Origin of the sequence: Shewanella piezotolerans WP3, from assembly GCF_000014885.1 — a bacterium.
Taxonomy (GTDB): domain Bacteria; phylum Pseudomonadota; class Gammaproteobacteria; order Enterobacterales; family Shewanellaceae; genus Shewanella; species Shewanella piezotolerans.
Map to the genome: position 1 here is coordinate 3,715,534 of NC_011566.1, position 22,649 is coordinate 3,738,182.

At 42.4% G+C, this 22,649-nt stretch carries 21 protein-coding genes; 6 read left to right on the forward strand and 15 right to left on the reverse strand.

Annotation, left to right across the window (positions count from 1 at the left end; genetic code table 11):
- From SWP_RS15685 to rpsB, 10 genes are all read right to left on the reverse strand, one after another.
- A complete protein-coding gene (locus SWP_RS15685; protein WP_044556481.1) occupies positions 1 to 498 on the reverse strand; it encodes an OmpH/Skp family outer membrane protein in 498 nt (165 codons plus the stop codon).
- 59 nt (positions 499 to 557) lie between these two features.
- Positions 558 to 3,041 (reverse strand): outer membrane protein assembly factor BamA, encoded by a 2,484-nt coding sequence (gene bamA, locus SWP_RS15690; RefSeq protein ID WP_020913554.1) that lies wholly within the window; start codon positions 3,039 to 3,041, stop codon positions 558 to 560.
- A gap of 31 nt (positions 3,042 to 3,072) precedes the next feature.
- Entirely contained in the window at positions 3,073 to 4,443 is a 1,371-nt protein-coding gene (gene rseP / locus SWP_RS15695) for a sigma E protease regulator RseP (protein ID WP_020913555.1), read from the reverse strand.
- Between the two features lie 14 nt (positions 4,444 to 4,457).
- Entirely contained in the window at positions 4,458 to 5,648 is a 1,191-nt protein-coding gene (ispC, locus tag SWP_RS15700; RefSeq protein WP_020913556.1) for a 1-deoxy-D-xylulose-5-phosphate reductoisomerase, read from the reverse strand.
- A 4-nt stretch (positions 5,649 to 5,652) separates the two neighbouring features.
- Positions 5,653 to 6,510: a phosphatidate cytidylyltransferase gene (locus SWP_RS15705; protein ID WP_020913557.1), complete on the reverse strand. Its 858-nt coding sequence runs from the start codon at positions 6,508 to 6,510 to the stop codon at positions 5,653 to 5,655.
- A 21-nt stretch (positions 6,511 to 6,531) separates the two neighbouring features.
- Positions 6,532 to 7,332, reverse strand: a complete 801-nt coding sequence (gene uppS, locus SWP_RS15710; RefSeq protein WP_020913558.1) for a polyprenyl diphosphate synthase — start codon at positions 7,330 to 7,332, stop codon at positions 6,532 to 6,534.
- A 184-nt stretch (positions 7,333 to 7,516) separates the two neighbouring features.
- A complete protein-coding gene (gene frr, locus SWP_RS15715; protein WP_020913559.1) occupies positions 7,517 to 8,074 on the reverse strand; it encodes a ribosome recycling factor in 558 nt (185 codons plus the stop codon).
- Positions 8,075 to 8,336: 262 nt separating this feature from the next.
- The gene (pyrH, locus tag SWP_RS15720) at positions 8,337 to 9,065 is read right to left on the reverse strand and encodes a UMP kinase (RefSeq protein WP_020913560.1); all 729 of its coding nucleotides are present in this window, start codon (positions 9,063 to 9,065) and stop codon (positions 8,337 to 8,339) included.
- 148 nt (positions 9,066 to 9,213) lie between these two features.
- Positions 9,214 to 10,062 carry a translation elongation factor Ts gene (tsf, locus tag SWP_RS15725; protein WP_020913561.1) on the reverse strand — a complete coding sequence of 283 codons (849 nt, stop codon included), beginning with the start codon at positions 10,060 to 10,062 and terminating at the stop codon, positions 9,214 to 9,216.
- A 135-nt stretch (positions 10,063 to 10,197) separates the two neighbouring features.
- Positions 10,198 to 10,926 (reverse strand): 30S ribosomal protein S2, encoded by a 729-nt coding sequence (rpsB, locus tag SWP_RS15730; protein ID WP_020913562.1) that lies wholly within the window; start codon positions 10,924 to 10,926, stop codon positions 10,198 to 10,200.
- A gap of 295 nt (positions 10,927 to 11,221) precedes the next feature.
- Between rpsB and map the strand changes: the two genes are divergently transcribed.
- The 4 genes from map (at position 11,222) to SWP_RS15750 (ending at position 16,201) form a co-directional block, all read left to right on the forward strand.
- Positions 11,222 to 12,022 carry a type I methionyl aminopeptidase gene (gene map / locus SWP_RS15735; protein ID WP_020913563.1) on the forward strand — a complete coding sequence of 267 codons (801 nt, stop codon included), beginning with the start codon at positions 11,222 to 11,224 and terminating at the stop codon, positions 12,020 to 12,022.
- Positions 12,023 to 12,238: 216 nt separating this feature from the next.
- Positions 12,239 to 14,794, forward strand: coding sequence for a bifunctional uridylyltransferase/uridylyl-removing protein GlnD (gene glnD, locus SWP_RS15740; protein ID WP_020913564.1), 2,556 nt, complete (start codon positions 12,239 to 12,241; stop codon positions 14,792 to 14,794).
- 34 nt (positions 14,795 to 14,828) lie between these two features.
- Positions 14,829 to 15,653, forward strand: a complete 825-nt coding sequence (gene dapD / locus SWP_RS15745; RefSeq protein WP_020913565.1) for a 2,3,4,5-tetrahydropyridine-2,6-dicarboxylate N-succinyltransferase — start codon at positions 14,829 to 14,831, stop codon at positions 15,651 to 15,653.
- A gap of 206 nt (positions 15,654 to 15,859) precedes the next feature.
- Positions 15,860 to 16,201 carry a DUF3718 domain-containing protein gene (locus SWP_RS15750; RefSeq protein WP_020913566.1) on the forward strand — a complete coding sequence of 114 codons (342 nt, stop codon included), beginning with the start codon at positions 15,860 to 15,862 and terminating at the stop codon, positions 16,199 to 16,201.
- Between the two features lie 52 nt (positions 16,202 to 16,253).
- Here SWP_RS15750 and purU read toward each other — a convergent pair whose 3' ends face one another.
- The 4 genes from purU to SWP_RS15770 all read right to left on the reverse strand — a co-directional run bounded on the left by purU (position 16,254) and on the right by SWP_RS15770 (position 19,432).
- Entirely contained in the window at positions 16,254 to 17,087 is an 834-nt protein-coding gene (gene purU, locus SWP_RS15755; RefSeq protein WP_044556482.1) for a formyltetrahydrofolate deformylase, read from the reverse strand.
- Between the two features lie 432 nt (positions 17,088 to 17,519).
- Positions 17,520 to 17,981, reverse strand: a complete 462-nt coding sequence (locus SWP_RS15760) for a flavodoxin (RefSeq protein WP_020913568.1) — start codon at positions 17,979 to 17,981, stop codon at positions 17,520 to 17,522.
- A 276-nt stretch (positions 17,982 to 18,257) separates the two neighbouring features.
- Complete coding sequence (gene truC, locus SWP_RS15765) at positions 18,258 to 19,094, reverse strand: tRNA pseudouridine(65) synthase TruC (protein WP_020913569.1); 837 nt, start codon at positions 19,092 to 19,094, stop codon at positions 18,258 to 18,260.
- Positions 19,091 to 19,432 (reverse strand): YqcC family protein, encoded by a 342-nt coding sequence (locus tag SWP_RS15770; protein WP_020913570.1) that lies wholly within the window; start codon positions 19,430 to 19,432, stop codon positions 19,091 to 19,093. Before SWP_RS15770 ends, truC begins: the two co-directional genes overlap by 4 nt.
- Before the next feature lie 124 nt (positions 19,433 to 19,556).
- Between SWP_RS15770 and SWP_RS15775 the strand changes: the two genes are divergently transcribed.
- Positions 19,557 to 20,570 carry a DUF3549 family protein gene (locus SWP_RS15775; protein ID WP_020913571.1) on the forward strand — a complete coding sequence of 338 codons (1,014 nt, stop codon included), beginning with the start codon at positions 19,557 to 19,559 and terminating at the stop codon, positions 20,568 to 20,570.
- Complete coding sequence (locus tag SWP_RS15780) at positions 20,567 to 20,965, forward strand: DUF3301 domain-containing protein (protein WP_044555988.1); 399 nt, start codon at positions 20,567 to 20,569, stop codon at positions 20,963 to 20,965. The genes SWP_RS15775 and SWP_RS15780 overlap by 4 nt, the downstream gene beginning before the upstream one ends.
- A gap of 758 nt (positions 20,966 to 21,723) precedes the next feature.
- Here the strand turns inward: SWP_RS15780 and SWP_RS15785 are convergent.
- Positions 21,724 to 21,915, reverse strand: coding sequence for a hypothetical protein (locus tag SWP_RS15785; protein ID WP_020913573.1), 192 nt, complete (start codon positions 21,913 to 21,915; stop codon positions 21,724 to 21,726).
- Positions 21,916 to 22,649: the final 734 nt, after the last annotated feature.

A 22,649-nucleotide genomic window follows, 5' to 3' on the forward strand; every position in this document is an offset into this window, starting at 1 on the left:
TTACTTGCCTTTACCTAGAGCTTCAACAATCTTGTTGCTGATGTCAGCAGATGGCTTAACGTAGATAACTGCACCACGTTGTAATACCATGTCATACTGCTCTTTTTCAGCAATTGTATTGATTGTCTTTTGTACTTCAAGAAGTAGTTTATTTTGCTCTTCACCGTTACGACGACGCATATCTTCGTCTAATGCTTTGCCTTTAAGTTGTAGCTCAGCCTTCATTGATTCCATTTTACGAACCATTTCAGTCTTTTGAGACTCACTCATAAGCGCTGCATCACGTTGTTGCTTTTCAAGCAAACCACGAAGCTCTTCCTGCATTTTCTGTACAGCGGCAACACGGTCACCAAACTCTGCTTTTAAAGTTTCGTTAACTTGTTCGCGTTGAGGTAGCTGCTCAAATACAGCTTGCATATCTACAACTGCAATCTTTTCAGCGTGCGCAGCTAATGGTGCACCTAAAAGAACTAAAACCATCATTGCGCGATTTAACATCTTATTCAAAACAAACTCCTTTATCTCAGCAAAACTTGCCGATTACATTTAAATTATTTTTAGAAAGTTTTACCAATATTAAACGAGAAGATCTCAGTTTCATCATCCTCGTATTCCTTGATTGGCCATGCAAGACTAAACACCATAGGTCCCATCGGCGATAACCACTGCACGCTCATACCCCAAGAGGCACGAATACGACTCGGATCGCTATAATCTTCAAGTTTATTAAACTCTTCTATTGGAAGATAACGATACGACTCATAGTCAAACTCAGTATCCCATACGTTACCCGCATCCACAAAGAAGCTTGTACGAACAGAGTTGGTATAGGCTTCATCTAAGAACGGCGTAGGTACAATTAACTCTAAACTCGCTGTTGCAATAGCGTTACCACCAATTGAGCGACCTGAACTAACTTGAATTTGGTTCGGATCCCCAGGTAGCGTACAACCCGTTCCAGAAGGATCTGGTGAACAAGGCTCGCTGCCACGATATAAGTAGAATGAACGTGGACCAACCGAGTTAGACTTAAAGCCACGTAATGAACTACTACCACCTGAGTAATAGTTTTCCCAGAACGGTAGAATTTGGTCATTATCATTAAACTGACCGTAACCATTACCATAACCTAAACGGCCACGCGCTAGCATAACAAAGCTGTGACTACGGTTAATAGGGAAATAAAAGTTGGTATCAAAGTCTGCTTTAAAATATTGTAAGTCTGACCCAGGAACCGTCATCTTACCGTTCAAACGCTGTGACGAGCCGTCTGATGGGAAGGTACCGCGGTTCAAGTTACTTCTTGACCAACCGAGACTTAACTCAAAGTTATCAAAGCTCAAGCCAGCATTAGGATCATCCGAATCTCGGTAGATGTCGTAGAACCTAACCGCTTGTTCATAAGCCGAAATCTCTGAAATTTCGTTATGGCGATAACCTATACCACCGTTTATACGGTTGTATTCATTAATTGGGAAGCCCGAATTGATTGCAATTCCATAGGAGCTATTTTTATAGGCCTCTAGGTTTGCTTCATCAGCATCAAATTCGCTCCAATAGATACTGCCACCTAAACTTACACCATCTTTAGTGAAGTAAGGGTCAGTAAACGATAGGTTAACGTTTTTAGAATATTTATTGGTATTCAAGTTGACGCCAGCTTGGTTACCAGTACCAAGGAAGTTGCTTTGCTGTACACCGAACTGCAGGCTAAGCCCAGATTCAGTACCGTAACCCACACCAGCGTTAAATGAACCAGATGGCTGTTCTTTCACATTAAAAGCAACATCAACTAAATCATCAGTGCCAGGAACTTGAACCGTTTCAGTATCAACAGTCTCGAAATAACCTAAGCGGTTTAAGTTAGACTTTGACAGTTCAACTTGAGCAGAGTTTAACCATGCCCCTTCCATTTGACGCAATTGACGACGCATAACTTCATCTTTCGTCACTGTATTACCAGCGAAATTGATATTACGCACGTAGACACGCTTACCTGGTTTAACATTGATATTTAACGTCACTTCTTTAGTTTCGTCATCAATTTCAGGGTAAGTCTTCACTTCAGGGTAGGCATAGCCGTAACGACCTAGATACTTACCATACATCTCTTCGGTAAATGTAACATCGCCGCCGTTATACATATCGCCTTCTTTGATAGGCAAGATTGCTTGTAGCAACTCTTCACGCCCCATCAAATCACCCGTTAAGTTAACGTCTTTAACCTTATACTGCTCACCTTCATCTACATTAATCGTAATGTAGAGACCTTTGCGGTCAGGAGTCATAGCGACTTGAGTTGAAGTCACATCAAAGCGAATATAACCGCGATTCTGATAATAGGTTTTAATCGTTTCTAAATCGGCTTGAAGCTTTTGCTTTTGGTAACGACGTTCACCAAATAGATCCCACCAAGCAACATAATCTTTAAGCTCAAGCATACCAATGAGCTCTTCGTCACTAAATTCACTGTTACCAACAACGTTGATTTGACGAATTTCAGCAGCTAAGCCTTCGGTAAAGGAGAATTTAAGCTCGACACGATTACGCGGCAAATTGACGATCTCAGCTTTTACCTTGGCGCCATACTTACCAACGCCATAGTAGAAATCTTGAAGGCCTTTTTCGATGCCAGACAGCATGGTACGGTCAAGTGACTCACCAATTTTAACGCCTGAACCATCAAGACTTTCTTGCAGCTGTTCATCTTTAATGTCTTTGTTACCCTCAAAGGTAACAGAGCTAATTGTCGGCCTTTCGGTGACTTTAACCACCAAAACATTGCCGTCACGCAACACTTCAATCTTTTCGAAGTTAGTTGACGCATATAAGCTCTTAATTGCTTGCTGCAATTTTAATTGATCAACAGTATCACCTACCTTCACTGGTAGGTTTAGTAGAGCGGCACCGAGTGCAACTCGCTGTAATCCTTCAACTTGGATATCAGCTACTTCAAAAGGTTGAAAAGTATCAGCCCAACCGTTCCCTGAAAAAGACGCTCCGACTAATAACATCGAGGCAAAAATTTTATTCAATCTCATAGAGCACTTCTAATTATTTGTCTGTCCCTGATCAGAGTCGGGAAAAATCATTGAAGAGCGCAACACTCATCAACATTAGCAGCAATGCTGCCCCAAATCTGAATCCAATTTCCTGAACCTTTTCAGGTACAGGCCTGCCTGTTATCACTTCTACGAAGTAATACAAAAGGTGTCCTCCATCTAGCACTGGCAAAGGCAAAAGATTAATTATGCCCAAGTTCACGCTAATCAAAGCAAGAAAACCTAAAAAGTAAACTAATCCGACATTAGCACTATTTCCCGCACCTTGTGCAATAGAAATAGGGCCACTCAGATTTTTAACTGACACGTCACCAGTTAATAACTTGCCAATCATCTTAATGCTGACTGAGACAAGTTGCCATGTTTTATCCACTGCAACAGGAAAAGAGTCAAAAAAACCATACTCTAACTGCAATTTCATGTTGTCTGGCCATGGCTCAGAGGTAGGAGCAACCCCAATCACTCCCTCAATGCCACCATCAGCATTTTCACGAGACTTAGGAGTCACCTTCATCACGAGCTGTTCACCGTTACGTCTAACCGTTATATCAAGGCTTTTATTTGGGGATTGTTGAACAATTTCAACAAAACGTGGCCACTCACTATAACGTTCGCCGTCAATAGCAACCAAAATATCACCGACTTTAATGCCCGCAAGCCCAGCAGCTCCATCTTCGCTGACCATTGCTAACGTAGGTAAAATCTGTGGGCGATACATGCCCAAACCAATAGCAGTAATAGGAAGTTCTTTTTCTGGGTCAAACTTCCACTCACGAGTATCTAACGTATATTGTTGCGCATTCGAATTTGTCCCTTCTAGGCGTTCTAAAGGCGCGACTGATATATCAACTTGTTGGTTACCTATGTGGCCTGCAAGTGCCAGATTAACTTCTTCCCAATCTTTAACTTTTTGTCCGCCAACAGACATGATTTGCAGCGGCTCTTTGACAACAATTTGCGCGGCAGGAGACCCTGCAACGGTTGAATCAATGACGGGTTTAATGGCTGGAACACCAATGAGATACATTGCATATAGCGCTAGGATAGCGAACAAGAAGTTCGCAATTGGACCTGCACTTACAATGGCAATGCGCTGCCACACTCCCTTACGGTTGAAGGCTTGATCTTTCAACTCTTCTGGTACGTCATCAACACGCTCATCGAGCATCTTGACATAACCACCGAGAGGGATCATCGCGATAACATACTCAGTGCCATCTTGTCCGGTTTTACGCCAAATAGCTTTACCGAAACCAATAGAGAATCGCTCAACTTTAACGCCGCACTTTCTCGCGACCCAAAAGTGTCCATATTCATGTGCAGCGATCAAAATACCTAGTGCGACAATAAACGAACCTAGGTTCCAAAAAAAATCTATCATTCCCTTCCTCTGAACTATTTGAGCTTATTAACAGCTTCTAATGCATATTGTCGTGCTTGGCTATCTAACGCCATAATATCGTCAATAGTGGTTAATGATTGCGCCGTTACGTGCTTAAAGCTCTGTTCATTGATAATGGCTATATCGGTGAAACGTATCTGACCTTCTAAAAACGCCTGAACGGATATTTCATTGGCAGCATTTAGAACGGTAGTCGCTTCTTGTCCTTGTTTACACGCTTCAATTGCTAACGCTAAACATGGGAAGCGATTGAAATCAGGTTCTAAGAAGCTTAACTGTCCGACTTTGAAAAAGTCTAAAGGTTCAACTCCCGAGCTAATTCTCTGTGGAAAAGACATGCAATGCGCAATAGGTGTACGCATATCAGGATTTCCCAGTTGTGCGATAACCGAGCCATCTCGATACTGTACCATTGAATGGATCACACTTTGTGGGTGAATAACGACTTTCAACTGCTCAGCACTGGCATTAAACAGCCAGCGGGCTTCGATGTACTCTAGGCCCTTGTTCATCATGCTAGCTGAATCAACTGAGATCTTCTGTCCCATCGACCAATTAGGATGTTTACAAGCTTGTGCAGGCGTCATTGAAGACAGCGTAGATAACTCAGAATTTAAAAACGGCCCACCCGAACCCGTTAGCAAAATATGAGATATACCGGCGCCAGCTAAATCACAGCGGCCAATCTCTAATTGAGTGCGCTCAGATAAACACTGAAAAATTGCATTATGCTCGCTATCTACCGGTAAAACCGTCGCCCCAGAAGATTGCATCGCCTCAATGAACAACTGTCCCGACATCACTAACGATTCTTTGTTCGCCAGTAATACGCGCTTTCCAGCTTTAACAGCCGCTAATGTCGAAGGCAATCCCGCTGCCCCTACAATTGCAGCCATGACAGTATCAACTTCAGCGCAACTCACAAGCGATAAAAGTTCATCTTCCCCAGTGGTGACTTCTATCGCCAATTCACTTGGAAGTAATCGCTTAAGCTCTGTAGCCGCTTGAGCATTAACCATATGTGCAACTAATGGGCGATGCTCAATACAGATCTCAAGCATCTTGGCGACATTAGTATTAGCGACGAGTGCAAATACTCGGTATTGCTCATGGTTGCATTTAACAACATTTAATGTGCTTGCACCGATTGAGCCCGTCGCACCTAAAATCACCAAACTTTGCATATAGTTACATCCAAAAAGCTATATATATCAGGGTAAATACAGGCAGGGCCGCAGTTAAACTATCAATACGATCTAACACACCGCCGTGACCAGGTAAGATGGTGCCTGAGTCTTTAATATTAGCGACTCGCTTAAACATACTTTCAGACAGATCACCCACTGCTGAAGCAAGTGCAACAAATAGGGTTACTGCAACTAAAAGCCCTAACTCTTGCTCAGGTGAAAAATACATTACCCCAGCAACAATAATCATAGTTGTTGCCAATCCACCAAGTAAGCCTTCAATGGTTTTAGCTGGACTTACATTCGGCATTAGCTTGCGCTTACCGAATGACTTGCCGGCAAAATAGGCGCCGGAATCGGTCGCCCAAACCACTAACATAACTAAAAAGACTAAAGTGCCGCCATAGTATGGTGAAGCATCAGTGCTAAGCGCTTTTAGAGATAGTAATGAAACGAAACATGGGATGAGCGTCAACTGACCAAACATAGATTTTAGCATATGGCTCTTTTTCCAAAAGCCAGCACTTTTGGGAAAAGAGATCACCATTAAAAATGAGATAAGCCACCAAAGACCTCCCATTGCAATCACCCCTAAAAATATCGGGTGCATCATGCCTTTAAACCATATTTCGTCAGCTGGTACCATAATGTTAAGCGCTATTAATAAAACGCCAATAGTGATAGTAAAGCTCCATTGGGTCATTTCACACTGACTATCAATGATGCGTCCCCACTCCTTAGCGGCAATGAGAAAGACACCCAATAATGCCCAAGAGAAATACTCAGTTGGTAAGCCAAAGATGGCACCAAAAACTAAAGGGATTAACCATAATGCTGTTATTATTCGTTGTTTTAGCAAAAAAATGCCCTCTTTTTATAATTACAAAGCGCGAATAGTATCGATTTGAGTTCCAGTCAAACCAAAACGGCGCTGTCGGCTTGCAAACTTTACGATGGCATCTTTGAAAGCATCCTCATCAAAGTCGGGCCATAGCGTGTCAGTAAATACTAACTCTGCATATGCGGCCTGCCAAAGTACAAAATTGCTGATCCTGTAATCACCACCAGTGCGGATCATTAAATCAACTTCAGATTGATTGTGCATACAAAGGTGCTCGTTCAGTGCCTCTTCAGTGAACTGCTCGCTGCTCATTTCACCTGCTTCAACTTTCGCCGCGAGCTTTTGTGCCGCTTGCATGATGTCCCAACGTCCACCATAGTTAGCCGCAACATTGAGTACTAAACCACAATTGTTAGCCGTTTTTTCTTGAGCGGTGGCAATCTGCTTTTGCAATCTGCTTGAAAAGCGACTGATATCACCAATTATATTGAGTCGTACATCATTTTTATCGAGTAGTTTCAACTCACGTTGTAACACCGTAAAAAACAGCTCCATTAGCAAGCTGACCTCTTTGTCAGGTCGACGCCAGTTCTCACTTGAAAAAGCAAACAGAGTTAATGATTCGACGCCTAACGTACGTGCTGTGCTCACAGCCCGTCTTACCGCCTTCACGCCAGCCTTATGGCCAACAACTCGCGGCTTCCCTTGTGCCTGTGCCCAACGTCCATTGCCATCCATTATGATAGCAACGTGTTTAGGGATAGACTGTTTTACCAGCGCTGATAGCTCATCAGGTAATGCTTCTGACACTTCCTTGTCAGATGGGGAATCGAATGACATCTATTACAACCCTTAAAAATAGACAAACGCCGTGTAGTATAACTCTACACGGCGCCTGAACTCTATAGCCTGTTTCCCTTTCGCGTTCAATATTTATTCAACCATTAAACTTTTAGCGTAAGGCGTGAGCAATAACCGACTGCACATTTTAAGAAACTGCTATAAACACTGATGATGCCTAAAATTAGAACTCCATCAATTCCTTTTCTTTTGCAGCTAGAATTTCATCAATTTTCTTGATGTGTGCATCGGTAAACTTCTGCACTTCATCTTCGGTGCGGCGAACGTCATCTTCAGTACACTCTTTTTCTTTCTCAAGCGCTTTAACATCTGAGTTAGCATCACGACGTACATTTCGAACTGCAATTCTGCCATTCTCAGCTTCAGCGCGCACGACTTTAATAAGGTCTTTACGACGCTCTTCCGTTAGTGCCGGTAGAGGAATACGAATCGTTGCACCCGCAGACATAGGGTTCAAGCCAAGGTCTGAGCTCATAATCGCTTTTTCAACTGCAGCAATCATTGTACGGTCAAAAACTGACACATTTAGTGTACGAGCATCACCTATTGAAACACTAGCAACCTGCTTTAATGGAGTCAAAGAGCCGTAGTATGGCACTTGAATTGTATCAAGTAAGCTTGGGTGTGCACGACCTGTACGTACCTTAGCCATTTGAGTCTTTGTTGACTCTACACATTTATCCATGCGTGTTTGCGCATCTGTTTTAATTTCGTTTATCACTTTATATGTCCTTTTAAGTCACTAGGAGCTAATTGCCCTTTAGGGCCTATTGAATTCGTTTTGCACAGCAGCGAAGCAGATGATGAGTAAAATCTAAACTCATTATATCTCTGATGTTATTGCTCTCCTGCCCTGCGCTGTACCAATGACTTTTAGGCTAGCATCTTCTGATACAGAGTAAAACTCAGTCGAGCTCGACATTGGTACATTTTGTTTCAGTTGCTGTTATAACAAACAGCATACGCTATCACTGCACAGATAATTAACCAGCGTTAATTAACGTCCCTTCAGCCTCGCCCATGATGACACGGCGCAATGCACCAGGCTTATTCATGTTAAAGACTAGTAATGGCATATTATGATCTCTAGCCAAGGTAAATGCGGCCAAATCCATTACTTTAAGTTCTTTGTCTAAGACTTCGTTGTAACCCATCTGATCGTACTTAACGGCTTCAGGGTTTTTAACTGGATCATCAGAGTAAACGCCATCAACCTTAGTGCCTTTAATCACGATTTCAGCTTCAATTTCGATACCGCGTAAACAAGCTGCTGAATCTGTAGTACAGAAAGGATTACCTGTACCCGCAGCAAAAATAACAACACGACCAGACTTAAGCAAGCTGATTGCCTCTGCCCAGTTGTAGTCATCACAAACGCCTTTGAGCGGTATTGCTGACATTAAACGTGCGTTTACGTATGCACGGTGTAATGAATCACGCATTGCCAAACCATTCATCACAGTTGCAAGCATCCCCATATGGTCACCAACAACACGATTCATGCCAGCTTCTGCTAATCCTTCACCGCGAAACAGGTTACCACCACCAATGACAACACCGACTTGAATACCGAGCTCAACTAGCTCTTTGATCTCCTGACCCATTCGATCAAGCACTTTAGGGTCGATGCCGAAGCCTTCTTCACCCATTAGGGCTTCGCCACTTAATTTTAAAAGAACACGGCGATAAGCAGGTTTAGGATTGGTACTCATATTTATTATTCCTGATAATGGCTTTAGGGAATTGTATACTCAAATAACCTCACAATGTATTTTTCGTCTCACACATCATAAACTTATTTCAGTAAATACAATAAGACCGCAGCAATAGCTACGGTCTTAGGTCAACTAAAAAAGGAGATTAACCTTTAGTAGCAGCGATTTGTGCAGCAACTTCAGCAGCAAAATCTTCTTCTTTCTTCGCGATACCTTCACCAACTTCTAAACGGATGAAGTTAGACACTGAAGCACCTTTCTCTTTAAGAACTGCACCAACAGTTTTCTTAGGTTCCATGATGTAAGCTTGGCCAGTAAGAGAGATCTCACCAGTAAACTTCTTCATACGACCGATAACCATTTTCTCAGCAATCTCAGCAGGCTTGCCTTCGTTCATAGCGATTTCGATCTGAAGTGCTTTCTCTTTTTCAACAAGATCAGCAGGAACATCTTCAGGGTTAACGAATTCAGGCTTAGAAGCAGCAACGTGCATTGCAACATGCTTAAGTGTTTCTTCGTCAGCTTCACCAGCAACAACAACACCGATACGCTCACCGTGACGGTACTGAGCTAGGTTTGCACCATCGATGTACTCAACGCGACGAACGTTGATGTTTTCGCCGATCTTAGCAACAAGTGCAACACGAGTTTCTTCGAACTGTGCTTTAAGGTCTTCGATAGATACTTTAGCAGCAGAAGCAACGTCTAGAACTGAGTTTGCAAACGCTAGGAAGTTAGCATCTTTTGCAACGAAGTCAGTTTGACAGTTAACTTCTAATAGAGCAGCGAAGCCTTCGCCATTCTTAATAAGGATTGCGCCTTCAGCAGCGATATTACCCGCTTTTTTAGCAGCTTTTGCAGCACCGCTCTTACGCATGTTGTCAATTGCAAGCTCGATGTCACCGTTAGTTTCGGTCAAAGCTTTCTTACAGTCCATCATGCCAGCGCCAGTGCGGTCACGAAGTTCTTTAACTTGGGCAGCAGTAATTGCCATTGTTAAATCCTCTACAGATAATTCTTCAAATTCAATAGATATAGAACAGGGGCTAATCACTATGAGTGAAATCGCCCCTGCTCACCAATCATGTATCTTGGTTAATAAGGGAGATGGAAAAAACCATCAAACTTATTATTCAGCTTCTACGAAACCGTCTTGCTCAGCTTGAACAGCTAGGTCTTGGTTACGACCAGCTTTAGCAGCAGTAGCAACAGACTCAGTGTAAAGACGGATAGAACGCATAGCATCATCATTACCAGGAATGATGTAGTTGATACCGTCTGGAGAAGAGTTTGTATCAACAACAGCAACAACAGGAATACCTAGGTTGTTAGCTTCTTTAATAGCAATATGCTCGTGGTCAGCACCGATTACGAAGATCACGTCTGGTAGGCCAGCCATGTTCTTGATACCACCAAGAGACTTTTCTAGTTTCTCAAGTTCACGAGTACGCATAAGCGCTTCTTTCTTAGTAAGCTTGTCGAAAGTACCGTCGATAGACTGGCTTTCAAGATCTTTAAGACGCTTAATTGATTGACGAACTGTTTTCCAGTTAGTCAACATACCACCTAACCAACGGTGATCTACGTAGAACTGGTCACAAGAAACAGCAGCTTCTTTGATAGCTTCGCTCGCAGCACGCTTAGTACCAACGAAAAGAACCTTACCTTTTTTAGAAGCGATGTTGCTGATGAACGCTAATGCTTCATTGAACATAGGCACAGTGTGCTCTAGGTTAATGATATGAACGCCGTTACGTGCGCCAAAGATGAATGGCTTCATCTTTGGGTTCCAGTAACGAGTTTGGTGACCGAAGTGAACACCGGCTTGTAGCATGTCGCGCATTGAAACTGTAGTCATTTTATTTACCTTAAATAATTAGGGGGTTAGACCTCCACATATCCCATATCTTCGACCCGGTTAGGGGCACCCCGAAGAATGTGTCGATATGTGTGTGATTTAGTATTTTCATTTAGCCATGTATAATGGCCGCCATATTAACTCTGACGCTCTACCGAAGGTTGAACAACAAGAGTCATACATAACGGCGCGCTTTATACCATATTTTGAAAAAAAGCACAAATATTTACGTCGTTTTAGGGCATAATAGCCTTAATTGAAAGACAGCAAATCTAAAGACAGAAGAGACAGTTGAATGAGTATTGTAATTAAGACGGCAGAAGAGATTGAAAAAATGCGTGCTGCAGGTAAATTGGCAGCCCAAGTTCTAGAAATGATTGCTCCTCACGTAAAAGCAGGTACCACCACTAATGAGCTAAATGACATATGTGCCAAGTTTACTGAAGATAATGGCGCAATCTCGGCTCCTCTTGATTATCATGGCTTTCCAAAGTCTATCTGTACCTCTGTAAATGAAGTGATTTGTCATGGTATTCCGAATGATAAGCCACTTGTTGATGGCGATATCATCAACATCGATATTACGGTGATCGTAGATGGTTACCACGGCGATACCTCTAAAATGTTCTTAATCGGTGACGTTAGCCCTAAGAACGCTCGCCTTTGCCGTATCGCACAAGAAAGTCTCTATGCCAGCATCAAGAAAGTCCGTCCAGGTATGAAACTCGGTGAAATTGGAACCTTAATCGAAAAGTTCATTAAATCTAAGAAGACCGGTCTAGAGAAATACAGCATCGTCACAGATTATTGCGGCCACGGCATCGGCGCAGTATTCCATGAAGAGCCGCAAGTGATGCATTATAAAAACAATGACAAAACCGTACTGCGCGCCGGTATGTGCTTTACCATTGAGCCTATGATTAATGCAGGTCGTCACACTAGCGTGCTTGATAAAAATGATAACTGGACAGTGAGCACCTCAGATGGCAAAAACTCAGCCCAATGGGAACATACCTTGTTAGTCACCAAAACAGGCGTTGAAGTGCTAACCCTACGTGAAGAGGAAAAAGATCTTCCGCGTATCATCAATCACTAAGCATTGATACATGTGAAAGGCGTGATTTATCACGCCTTTTTTTTAGCGACCGCTTCCTAATCCAGAGATAGTTGAGCGCTTGGCTTACTAAACTCCGTTTCCTGTCTATTGTTTGTCATCCCGATATTATTTATAGCAATAAAGCACTTCTAATTTGTTTTTTTTGCATAGATAATCACTGCACTCTCTCAGTAAAACGCATTAAAGAAAATATTGATGAATAGTGCCCAAACAGCAAAAAGTGTTCTTATCGACTTAAACAACACATTGCTAGACTCTTTTAATAGTCAATCTGATATTCGTGCAATCGTCAGCGAACGCTGTCAGCATGTAGATGCACTACTACAAAAAGAGTGGGTTTCTCATGGTTTACAACAATTCACTATCGCACTTGTTGCTGTTGGGGGCTATGGTCGAGGGGAGTTACACCCGCAATCTGATGTCGATTTGCTGTTTCTCACCGATGGAGAATTAACCGAGCAAGCAGAGCAAGCGCTGGGGAAGTTCATTACTTTTATATGGGATGCTGGTCTCGAGGTCGGTCACAGTGTTCGATCCATTGATGAAACCATGGCGCAAGGTCGCAGTGATATTACTGTCGCCACCAATTTACTTGAATCTCGTCTACTTTGCGGCCCGCAAGGACTCTATAGCACGCTATATTACAATATTCGCCAAGATGAGTTTTGGCCAAGCAGTGACTTCTATGTCGCTAAGCGTGATGAGCAGATTGCTCGACACGAAAGAGCTAACGCCTTCGATTTAGAGCCCAACTTAAAAAGTTGTCCCGGCGGTCTTAGAGATATTCAAACCGTCGCTTGGGTGGCAATGCGACACTTCAATGCTAATAAGTTAGAAGATTTGGTAGTTTACGATTTTCTTGAGCCACATGAACTGGATGAATTACTCGAATGCCAAGATTTTTTATGGCAATTACGTTGTTGCTTGCACTTAATTTCAGGCAGAGATGAAAATCGACTACTGTTTGACCTGCAGCGGCAAGTTGCCGATTTAATGGGCTATGAAGATAAAACTCAGCTCGCAGTAGAGCAAATGATGAAACGCTATTACCGTACAGTGAGACGAGTAATGGAACTAAACCAGATGCTTTTGCAGCTTTTTAAGCGCGCAACATTAGGCCATGTAAAAGCCTTAGAGGTTGTGCCGATAAATGAGCAGTTTCAGCGATGTGGAAAATTCATAGAAAGTCTTCAGCCAGCACTATTTGATAGCCCAGAGAACATTCTAAAACTGTTTCTTTGTGTTGCCAAAAATTCAAATATTAAAGCCATTTATGCGGTCACGCTGCGTAGCTTGAGACAAGCAAGACGAGCTCAAAATCAAGCATTAATGTTCCATGAGCAGTGCCGAAATATTTTTATGGAGATCTTACGTCACCCTCGAGGCATTGTAGCTCTGTCGCTGATGCATAAACATGGCATTTTATCGGCCTACCTGCCCGCTTGGAGAAATATTGAAGGTCAGATGCAGTTTGATCTTTTTCATGCTTATACCGTCGATGAACATACTCATAGACTTTTACTCAATATTGAACGTTTTTCCCAACCAGAGCAAAAAGAGGAGTTTCCACTCGGCTCGGTACTTATTAATCAATTGCCTAAGAAGGGACTATTAGTACTTGCTGCAATCTTTCATGATATCGGCAAAGGTCGTGGCGGTGATCATAGCAAACTTGGCGCTGTCGACGCGCTTGAGTTTTGTAAACTACACGGCTTGAATGATCATGATGGACGATTGGTAAGTTGGCTGGTTGAGCATCACCTTGTTATGTCGGTAACGGCTCAAAGACGCGATATTTCAGATCCTGATGTCATCAGTGATTTCGCAGCCAAAGTGCGTGATGCAGTTCATCTCAGTTACCTGTACTGCCTCACCGTAGCCGACATCTGTGCGACTAATGAAAAAACCTGGAATAGTTGGAAAGGCTCGCTACTTCGCGACCTATATTTCGGCACTCAGCGAGTATTGGCAAGAGGCAAAGAAAAACCTGTCGATATCAGAGGTAGAGTCCGCGAGCATCAAGCAAAAGCTAAAAAAGAGCTTTTACGTCGTGGCATAAAAGAGAAAAATTTAGATCTATTATGGCAACGCTTTAAAGCAGACTACTTTTTGCGCCATCAACCAAATCAAATAGCCTGGCATGCTGAAGCGATCATAAAACATAAGCAAGATGAAACCTTGGTGCTAATCTCTAAACATACTACTAGAGGCGGCACAGAGCTGTTTATATACGGTAAGGACAAACCTAAGCTGTTTGCCACTGTGATGGCTATTTTAGATAACAAAAATATCAATGTGCATGACGCAACGATCATGAACTCTAAAGACAACTACGCACTAGACTCTTTTGTGATTTTAGAACAAGATGGCAAGCCAGTATCTCAACTCTCACGCATTCAAGGCATTAAGAAGACGTTAATTAAAGCCCTGAGTAGTGATACGGCAAAGTTACCGAAATTTAGAAATCTTTCAAGAAAGATGAAACCTTTTAAAGTAGCCACTCAAGTCAGTTTCCCTCCTACCCGCCGTCATGGTACAAGTATGATGGAACTCATAGCATTAGATGCACCCGGGTTACTCGCTAGAATAGGCGAAGTATTGTTTCGATGCGAAGTTAGACTACTGGCAGCAAAGATCACCACCATTGGTGAGCGAGCAGAAGATTTCTTTCTGTTGCAAACAGCCGATGGCGAACAGTTAAATGAAGCTCAACAGATTAAATTACGAGAAGCACTCACAAGTGCACTTTAAGATATATTGATAACCAAAATACCAGGAGAAGTTAATGGAGGCTTTACGCCAACGTATAGAGGCGGCTTTTGAAGCTCGCGCAGAGATCAGCCCAACATCAGTAGAGCCAAGTGTTCGTGCCGATGTCGAAAATGTCATTGCAATGCTAGATAAAGGCGAAGCAAGAGTCGCAGAGAAAATTGACGGCGAATGGCATGTTCACCAGTGGCTAAAAAAAGCTGTGCTACTCTCATTCCGAATCTTCGATAACGGTGTAATCGACGGCGGCGAAACCAAATACTTCGATAAAGTGCCAATGAAGTTTGCTGACTATGATGATGCTCGCTTTAGAGAAGAAGCGATTCGAGTTGTACCACCAGCGGCAGTGCGCAAAGGCTCGTACATCGGCAGAAATACCGTATTAATGCCGTCTTATGTAAACCTTGGTGCTTTTGTTGATGAAGGCTCAATGGTTGATACATGGGCTACAGTAGGTTCTTGTGCCCAGATTGGTAAAAATGTGCACTTATCAGGCGGTGTCGGAATTGGTGGTGTTCTTGAGCCATTACAAGCTGGCCCAACTATTATTGAAGACAACTGTTTCATCGGCGCGCGTTCAGAAATTGTTGAAGGTGTAGTAGTTGAAGAAGGCAGTGTCATTTCAATGGGCGTATACATCGGCCAAAGTACTCGTATCTTTGATCGTGAGACTGGTGAAGTTCACTACGGCCGCGTTCCAGCGGGCTCAGTAGTGGTCTCAGGTAACTTACCATCAAAGTGTGGCACATATAGCTTGTACGCAGCAATCATCGTAAAGAAAGTTGATGCTAAGACGCGTGGTAAAGTAGGTATCAATGAGCTATTGCGCATTGTTGATTAATTTGCTTTGTAGCTAATTAAAAATCCCACTATCAAGTGGGATTTTTTTTACGCTAGAAATAGCAAAATGACACATTTTGTTACCCTCAGTCACACAATGATCCCGATTCCACACATTGATACAGTTAGCTACACAATCGTTACAATAAACAGCCTGTAATGCGCTTTACTCAATGATGAACCCCAATGGAAGAGTCGGAGCAGGATATGTTCAAAACACTCGCAGTAGCAGGCGCAGCGCTAGCAATGACATTTAGCGCTAATGCAGCAATGACACCACAAATGGAAAACGCGCTAATATCAGTATGTAAAGCAGGCGCAAGTAACAGTAATTATCGGTTCAATAATACAATCAAAAGTTATCGTATTAACAAAAGCCGAATATTCCCAAGACTGGTTTGTAATGGTGAATCATTCTATAACTTTGCCCTTAACGCTGGAGCAGAAAAAACAGCGGCCAAAATAGCCCCTTATGCTATAGGTAAAGTCACCATTAAAGATATTGCACAAACCGAACAAGACAGCGATCTTTACGTAGTAAACTTCTAATATTGCTAACTAAAATAAAAAGAGGCTCTAGCCTCTTTTTTGATCGCGCTAATTAAAAAACCACGGTCTTATTGCCGTAGACAACTACGTCTTCGTTAATCACCAATTGCAAAGCCTTGCTTAATACACTTTTCTCAACATCTCGGCCACACTTAGACAAAGCTTCCACACTATAACTGTGATCAACAGGAATAACGTCTTGCTTAATAATCGGGCCCTCATCCAACGAGTTAGTCACAAAGTGAGCCGTAGCTCCAATGATTTTTACCCCTCGTTCCCAAGCTTGTCGATAAGGCGATGCCCCGATAAAAGCCGGTAAAAATGAGTGATGTATGTTGATGATTCTATCGGGATAATGGCTGACAAATTCAGGCGTTAAAATCCGCATAAACTTTGCAAGCACTAAATAATCAGGCTCATAAGTCGCTATCACTTTCAGCATTGCTTGTTCATGCTCAGTTCGATTTACCCCCTCATGATCAATATAATGAAATGGCACATCAAACTTCTCAGAGAGAGCAGCAAGCACATCATTGTTGCCCACGACAGCAGCAATTTCAACATCGAGAGCCCCTGAGTAAGACTTAATTAATAGGTCGCCAATACAATGGGCTTCCTTAGTCACCAGCACCACAATACGCTTTTTACCCACATCAACTAATTTAGTATGGTTTTGCTGGGGTAACACTGCTCGTACAGCTTCGAGTAAACAGGCCGGATCAAAGTGGCCTTCAAGTTCCGTTCGCATAAAGAAACGACCTTGGCAATTATCCACGAACTCACTATTTTTAATGATATTAAGACCATGCTCAAAACACGCTGCGGTGATTTTCGTAATCAGCCCTGGCGCATCAGCGCAGTCAATAATCAACACCTTTCGTTCCATATACTTTCTCGCAGCCATTGGGATTGTTAAAAAATCATGCCACGAATGACATGAACCATGCTCAACATTAAAAGGCTTAAACAGTCGAGGCAACCTAGATCCAACCATTATCGCTATAAACCGCTAACAAACTGAAGATCCATCAACACAAGTTCTGCTTGAGTGTTGATTTCGCATTAATACTGGTCTAATAATCTAAATAGAGGAAATAAGAGATAATATCTATACAGAAGTGTGTTGCCCTTAAAGGAGAACGATAGAAGTGTCATTTAGCAGTGATAGCGCATGCTTAACGCTTTAAATCTACAGAGAATAACATCGAGCGCATAAGCCTAAAGTATGGATTGCACTTTAATAACTGTAAATCGAAAACCAGCGGTCGTAACATTAATAAGGCTGAATAGCGTGATAGTCAGCCTCAAATAGACAAACTTAGGCTGCCAATTCGTTATCAAGCGCATTCCAACTTGGTAACCATGCTAATGCTTCGACTTCCGGCTCCATCGTCTCACCGGCATCGATTTTTAAAAAATCGCCTAAGCGTTTAGCGCCCAACTCTTCAAATAAGCTCGCTAACTGCTCTGCAGCGCCACAAAAGGTTTCATAGCTTGAATCGCCTAGGCCAATAATACCGAATTTAAGCTCTGGCAGATAAGGCGCTTTTGACTGCATATCATAAAACCATGATTGAATATCATCAGGTAGATCGCCCTGCCCCGTAGTAGAACATACCATTAACAGCAGCTCATCTTGAGGCGGAACAAATCCGACAAGCTCATCGCTTTGATATAAAACAGCTTCTCGCCCTAAATCGATTAACGCCTGTTGCAGTGTTTCAGCAACGTATTGCGCACCACCGTAAACTGTTCCAAAAACTAGATTCACTTTTTTCATGTTTTACTTCGCCTAAAAGTTATTTAGTTATATCCTTAACATACTGTATCGATGAACATTGCCGCAAGCCCTGCCGCAATTAAAAGTCAATGTACGAGGATAAGCCGTAATGAAACACTCTTGCAGACAAAAGCACCGAAAACATCTTAATCGATCAGCCCATATCAGAAGAATGTGCTACTTCCACACGGTACAATGCTTAAGATCTGCAGTACCCGCTAATGATAGCTTACCGGTGAATGCCAGCAAATTAACTGGCACCACGAAAGCAACGTCTTAATCAGCTGCTATTTGATAGCTATTGTTGGATCCCGACAACGTGTCGTCATCCCAACCTAGCTCATCGAACAATGTGATCCACTCTTGCTCAAGTTCGGTTTCAACTGCGACTCTTTCACCTGTTCTTGGGTGATTAAAGCTGAGCTTTTTAGCGATTAACCACAGTCTGTTTATGCCGAAGTGTTCTCTAAAGAACTTATTTTGTTTGCCATCACCGTGGGTAGTGTCGCCAAGGATTGGATGACGCAGGTGCGCCATGTGACGACGAAGCTGGTGCTTTCGGCCAGTATGCGGTGATAGATGCACTAGCGCATAACGACTGGTTGCATAGCGTCCTGATGCATAAGGGATTTCGCTGTTAAGCAGCGGTTTATAGGAAGTTATGGCATCCTGAGCCGCCTTATTTGGGTCGACATCTTTATCCGCTACATCATCCAGCTCCTCTTTGAGCGCATAATCTAGTGTCGCCGCTTCGTGCATATTACCACGCACGATTGCGAGGTATTCTTTATCAATCGAGTGAGCGGCAAACTGCTCACACAGAGCATTTGCCATTTCACTGCTTTTAGCAAATAGCAAAATACCAGAAGTCGGCCTGTCTAGACGGTGCACTGGGAACACATGACAACCGACTTTATCACGGGTTAATTGCATCGCGAAAAAGCGCTCTCTCCTCGCCAAATAGCTTCTATGAACCAACAAACCTGCTGGTTTATGAATAGCAACAACATCATCATCTTCAAACAAAATTTCGATATGAGGAGCAACCTCCTCCGTTAGCAATTGCTCTGCTGCAGTTTCGCTATCAACTGTTTGTTTTGTTCCATCAGTCATTCAATAATCTCTTTTGTCACGCCATTACCGCTTAGCAAGGTATCTAAAGCCTGGATTAAACCAATTAGAGTTTGGTATCTCTCTTCATACTCCCAAACATGCTGCGCCATTGGTGCGATTGATATTGCATTTGGCAACGGCAGGTTACTGTCGAGTATAGTGTGCATTTTGGGTAAAAAAATAAACTGTAACCACTGCTCAAATGGCATCACATCACAAGCAAAAGGAGCGCGACTGGCTAGAGCTTCTTTTGTTGGAGACTCAATGTTCAATAAGTTTTGCGCTGCTAATTCCGCCTCTAATGCGACTAACAACTCTCGTGTTTTAACGGCAATCACAGATAATGCTCCACAGAAATGTGCACCGAGCTATGCCTAGCATAGGAAATTTAGCTCGCGATGATACCATCTAGCTCGACTTATCCTTATAATACGCCCTAATTCACCGACACTCGATAACGATATGACAGAAATAACGACCCTCAGCCAATTCTTAAAGACCGCTAACACTCAATTCCAAGTTTATGATTTGGGCCGTAGAGTACAACATATCGATATGATGGCTTTTCACCAGATAGAGGAGCTGCTCACGCCATACCCCTCTCCCATTCAAGGCCATGCACAGTTTGCTATCGTTTTTTGGGATGCCAGCCAACAGCATTACATTTGGTTCATTAAGTTAGCATTGGATGAGCGCGGTTTGCTTTCACCCGCTCCAAGATTACAGTTCATAAAGATGATCATTGAAGCCTTAGGCAGAGATCCAACTCAACCTTTAACAGAACAACAGCAAGAGCAACTGGCAAACCACCCATTTAACTTTAAGCCGACTCAAGAAAAATTAGCAGTGTTTAACGCATTAGTGCGCAAGCAACTAGGCGAAAAAGCGTCAGCACAATATGAGTTTGCTTACCAATATATGTCAGGGCAACATCCTACAGACCAATGGCAAAACATTGGCATGCAGGGAATTGCTGACGTTTGTGTACGAGCCAGTGAGCTTGACCATCAGCAACATATCAATACCAGTTTTGACAGCGCTGCAGCTGAAGTGAAAATTGCTATGTGCCAGTGTCTAGAGCATCTTAATATCGACGACACACTCGCAACAATAGTGTTTGATAAGTTTGTAGCGGCGCCAATCGAGCAGCAAGCCTACCTATTAAGAGCTCTCGCTTCCAACAGTGAGCTAAGTCAAAAAGCAATTGCACATCTTAACGCAACTAATAGTTTGTCTGCGGAAATGCTAATCACCATTGCAGCACGTAACTGGTCTGCGCTAAAAGATGAGCAAACTCTCAAGATCTACTTAGAAGCACTTGCGAAACAGGAACAACACTTCTTTAACCAGATTTTTGCTGATATTGTGGCTATACCATTAATTCGCACGCAACTGCTTACTCAACTGCGAAACCCTAACCGAAGTGCAGAACTATCTGCAGCTATTGGCGGCCTATTTAAGGTAATGAAAGCATGATGACAGATTTTCTATTAATCGTAGCGGTAGTAGTTATCGCTGCATTTTTTTGGCAATTAAGACAGATGGCCGAGATGAGCCGTATCTTTGCCACTAAAGAGTGCCAAAAGCAGAAAGTACAACTTCTTGCCATCGCTCAAGAAACCGCAAAACCAAGTCTTGGTGGCAGTACCGGGCTCACTTGGAAAGTAAAGTACCTATTTGAATTCAGTACTGACGGTATTAACCAATACCGTGGCAGCTTATGGATGCATGGTAAGAAGATTCAAAAAGTGCAATGGCCTATATTCCCAGAGCCAGAGTGGCACGATGCGCCAGAATCCCGCGGTTCTGTTGGCGGTGGTTGTGGTGGTGGACGCGGTAAAAGTAACTGCAGTTCAGGCGGATGTAAGTAACCATAGTGACCAAGGTTTTATCAGCCTTTTAAAGCTTAACCATTTGGTTAATCGCATATCCTTATATATGAGCCAGTAGCGATACTGGCTCTTTTTATTTCTGCTGAATATTGGCATCCAAAGTTAGTTAGCCTTCGAATGAAGACTGATTACATTTTTTTGGGGTAGTGTTACCAAGAAGAATGTTTGAAGCTGAAGTTTCGTCGTTATAAATCGCCTCCAGCGGGGTATGTGCAGACACTGCCGTGACACGCAGCAAGTCCATCCTTGGAAGCTCGGCCATGACGTCCATGTCATGGACGGTCACGGCCGTATCTACACTTGATAGTTGGAGTAATCATTAGGCTGTAGAGTTTAGGTTTCTAACAAGGAAATGCCCAAAGCTTGCTAGCCTTCAAATGAAGGCTGATTACATTTTTTTTGGGGTAGTGTTACCAAGAAGAATGTTTGAAGCTGTAGTTTCGTAGTTATAAATCGCCTCCAACGGGGCATGTGCAGACACTGCCGTGACACGCAGCAAGTCCATCCTTGGAAGCTCGGCCATGACGTCCTTGTCATGGACAGTCACGGCCGTATCTCCACTTGGATAATCAGTGTTTTAATTTGTACTGTAGTGGTAAGGCTTCTAGCACGGAAATGCCCCAAAACGTGTTTAAAATGGATATGTCTCGAAGTTTAGCTGTTTGTATTTACCCTCAAAAACATAATGTAACCTTCTATTTAGTGGCCAAATTATCTATACCACAACAAACCACCTATTAGTCCAGCAGTGTCTTTGTTAAACTGTTCATTTTTTCACAATATTGTTTTGCGCTAGAAACCGAGTTAAAAGCATTAAGGATATTTGAATATCCTTTTTCTCTAATTTCTTCATCATTATCTGGTTTTGTCATCCATAACCAAGTTGTCACTAAAGCAAGCGGTGGCAACTCTTCTGTTGGTTTCTTCATCTATGAGTACTCAATGTTAATTGATTCCATTGTCTACAATATAGCCGGATACTCTAGCAATGCAATAACAACTACAATCTTGTTAGGTATTGATTTTAAGATCATTATCTGTAATTGAGTGGATTGCTAGACCATCTTGGGGTTATTAACTGATTAGGTCGCTTCAAGTAGTTTAATAGGGCTGTCCTAGGGTGTTCATGTAGTATAAACCATGACATTTATAAATTGACGCAGTGAACTGTTGAGTGACAAGGACAAGATATTCAAAACATGAAGAGTAATATATTGGTTTTTACATAACGCTTAGCCAGAGGTGTTCGTTATTGTATCTCTTTCATCTGGTGGGGAGTAAAGCAAGTTATTGGTGTGCTCTAATTAACCAATGCCCAATGTGGAGGTTTTTTAAAACTAGAGTTGTAGTTGTAACATAGTGAGGGAAAAATTTTTTACGAAGAGATAAATTACCTTAATATAGCGAGATACTTAATTAGTCACTTGATAGCATGTAATGAAAAGTTGTACACACAACGGACAACAATAAAATAGCACCTAAAAAAATACCAAATTCTAAGTGTTCCATACCAACCTCGTTAGAGTCCTTTCTACCTATTAATAAAATATAGTACAGATTGATAAAAACGTTAAAATATATTTATGACTAAATCGAGAAACACTATTCACCTCAAATTACTTTGTATTTTCAGAGTTTAAGTAGGCTTAGGGCGAGCTAATTT

Coding starts and splice junctions, on each gene's coding strand:
- SWP_RS15685 (WP_044556481.1), bottom strand. CDS start 498: ATGTTAAATCGCGCAATGATGGTTTTAGTTCTTTTAGGTGCACCATTA.
- bamA (WP_020913554.1), bottom strand. CDS start 3,041: ATGAGATTGAATAAAATTTTTGCCTCGATGTTATTAGTCGGAGCGTCT.
- rseP (WP_020913555.1), bottom strand. CDS start 4,443: ATGATAGATTTTTTTTGGAACCTAGGTTCGTTTATTGTCGCACTAGGT.
- ispC (WP_020913556.1), bottom strand. CDS start 5,648: ATGCAAAGTTTGGTGATTTTAGGTGCGACGGGCTCAATCGGTGCAAGC.
- uppS (WP_020913558.1), bottom strand. CDS start 7,332: ATGTCATTCGATTCCCCATCTGACAAGGAAGTGTCAGAAGCATTACCT.
- pyrH (WP_020913560.1), bottom strand. CDS start 9,065: ATGAGTACCAATCCTAAACCTGCTTATCGCCGTGTTCTTTTAAAATTA.
- tsf (WP_020913561.1), bottom strand. CDS start 10,062: ATGGCAATTACTGCTGCCCAAGTTAAAGAACTTCGTGACCGCACTGGC.
- rpsB (WP_020913562.1), bottom strand. CDS start 10,926: ATGACTACAGTTTCAATGCGCGACATGCTACAAGCCGGTGTTCACTTC.
- map (WP_020913563.1), top strand. CDS start 11,222: ATGAGTATTGTAATTAAGACGGCAGAAGAGATTGAAAAAATGCGTGCT.
- glnD (WP_020913564.1), top strand. CDS start 12,239: ATGAATAGTGCCCAAACAGCAAAAAGTGTTCTTATCGACTTAAACAAC.
- dapD (WP_020913565.1), top strand. CDS start 14,829: ATGGAGGCTTTACGCCAACGTATAGAGGCGGCTTTTGAAGCTCGCGCA.
- SWP_RS15750 (WP_020913566.1), top strand. CDS start 15,860: ATGTTCAAAACACTCGCAGTAGCAGGCGCAGCGCTAGCAATGACATTT.
- purU (WP_044556482.1), bottom strand. CDS start 17,087: ATGGAACGAAAGGTGTTGATTATTGACTGCGCTGATGCGCCAGGGCTG.
- SWP_RS15760 (WP_020913568.1), bottom strand. CDS start 17,981: ATGAAAAAAGTGAATCTAGTTTTTGGAACAGTTTACGGTGGTGCGCAA.
- truC (WP_020913569.1), bottom strand. CDS start 19,094: ATGACTGATGGAACAAAACAAACAGTTGATAGCGAAACTGCAGCAGAG.
- SWP_RS15775 (WP_020913571.1), top strand. CDS start 19,557: ATGACAGAAATAACGACCCTCAGCCAATTCTTAAAGACCGCTAACACT.
- SWP_RS15780 (WP_044555988.1), top strand. CDS start 20,567: ATGATGACAGATTTTCTATTAATCGTAGCGGTAGTAGTTATCGCTGCA.
- SWP_RS15785 (WP_020913573.1), bottom strand. CDS start 21,915: ATGAAGAAACCAACAGAAGAGTTGCCACCGCTTGCTTTAGTGACAACT.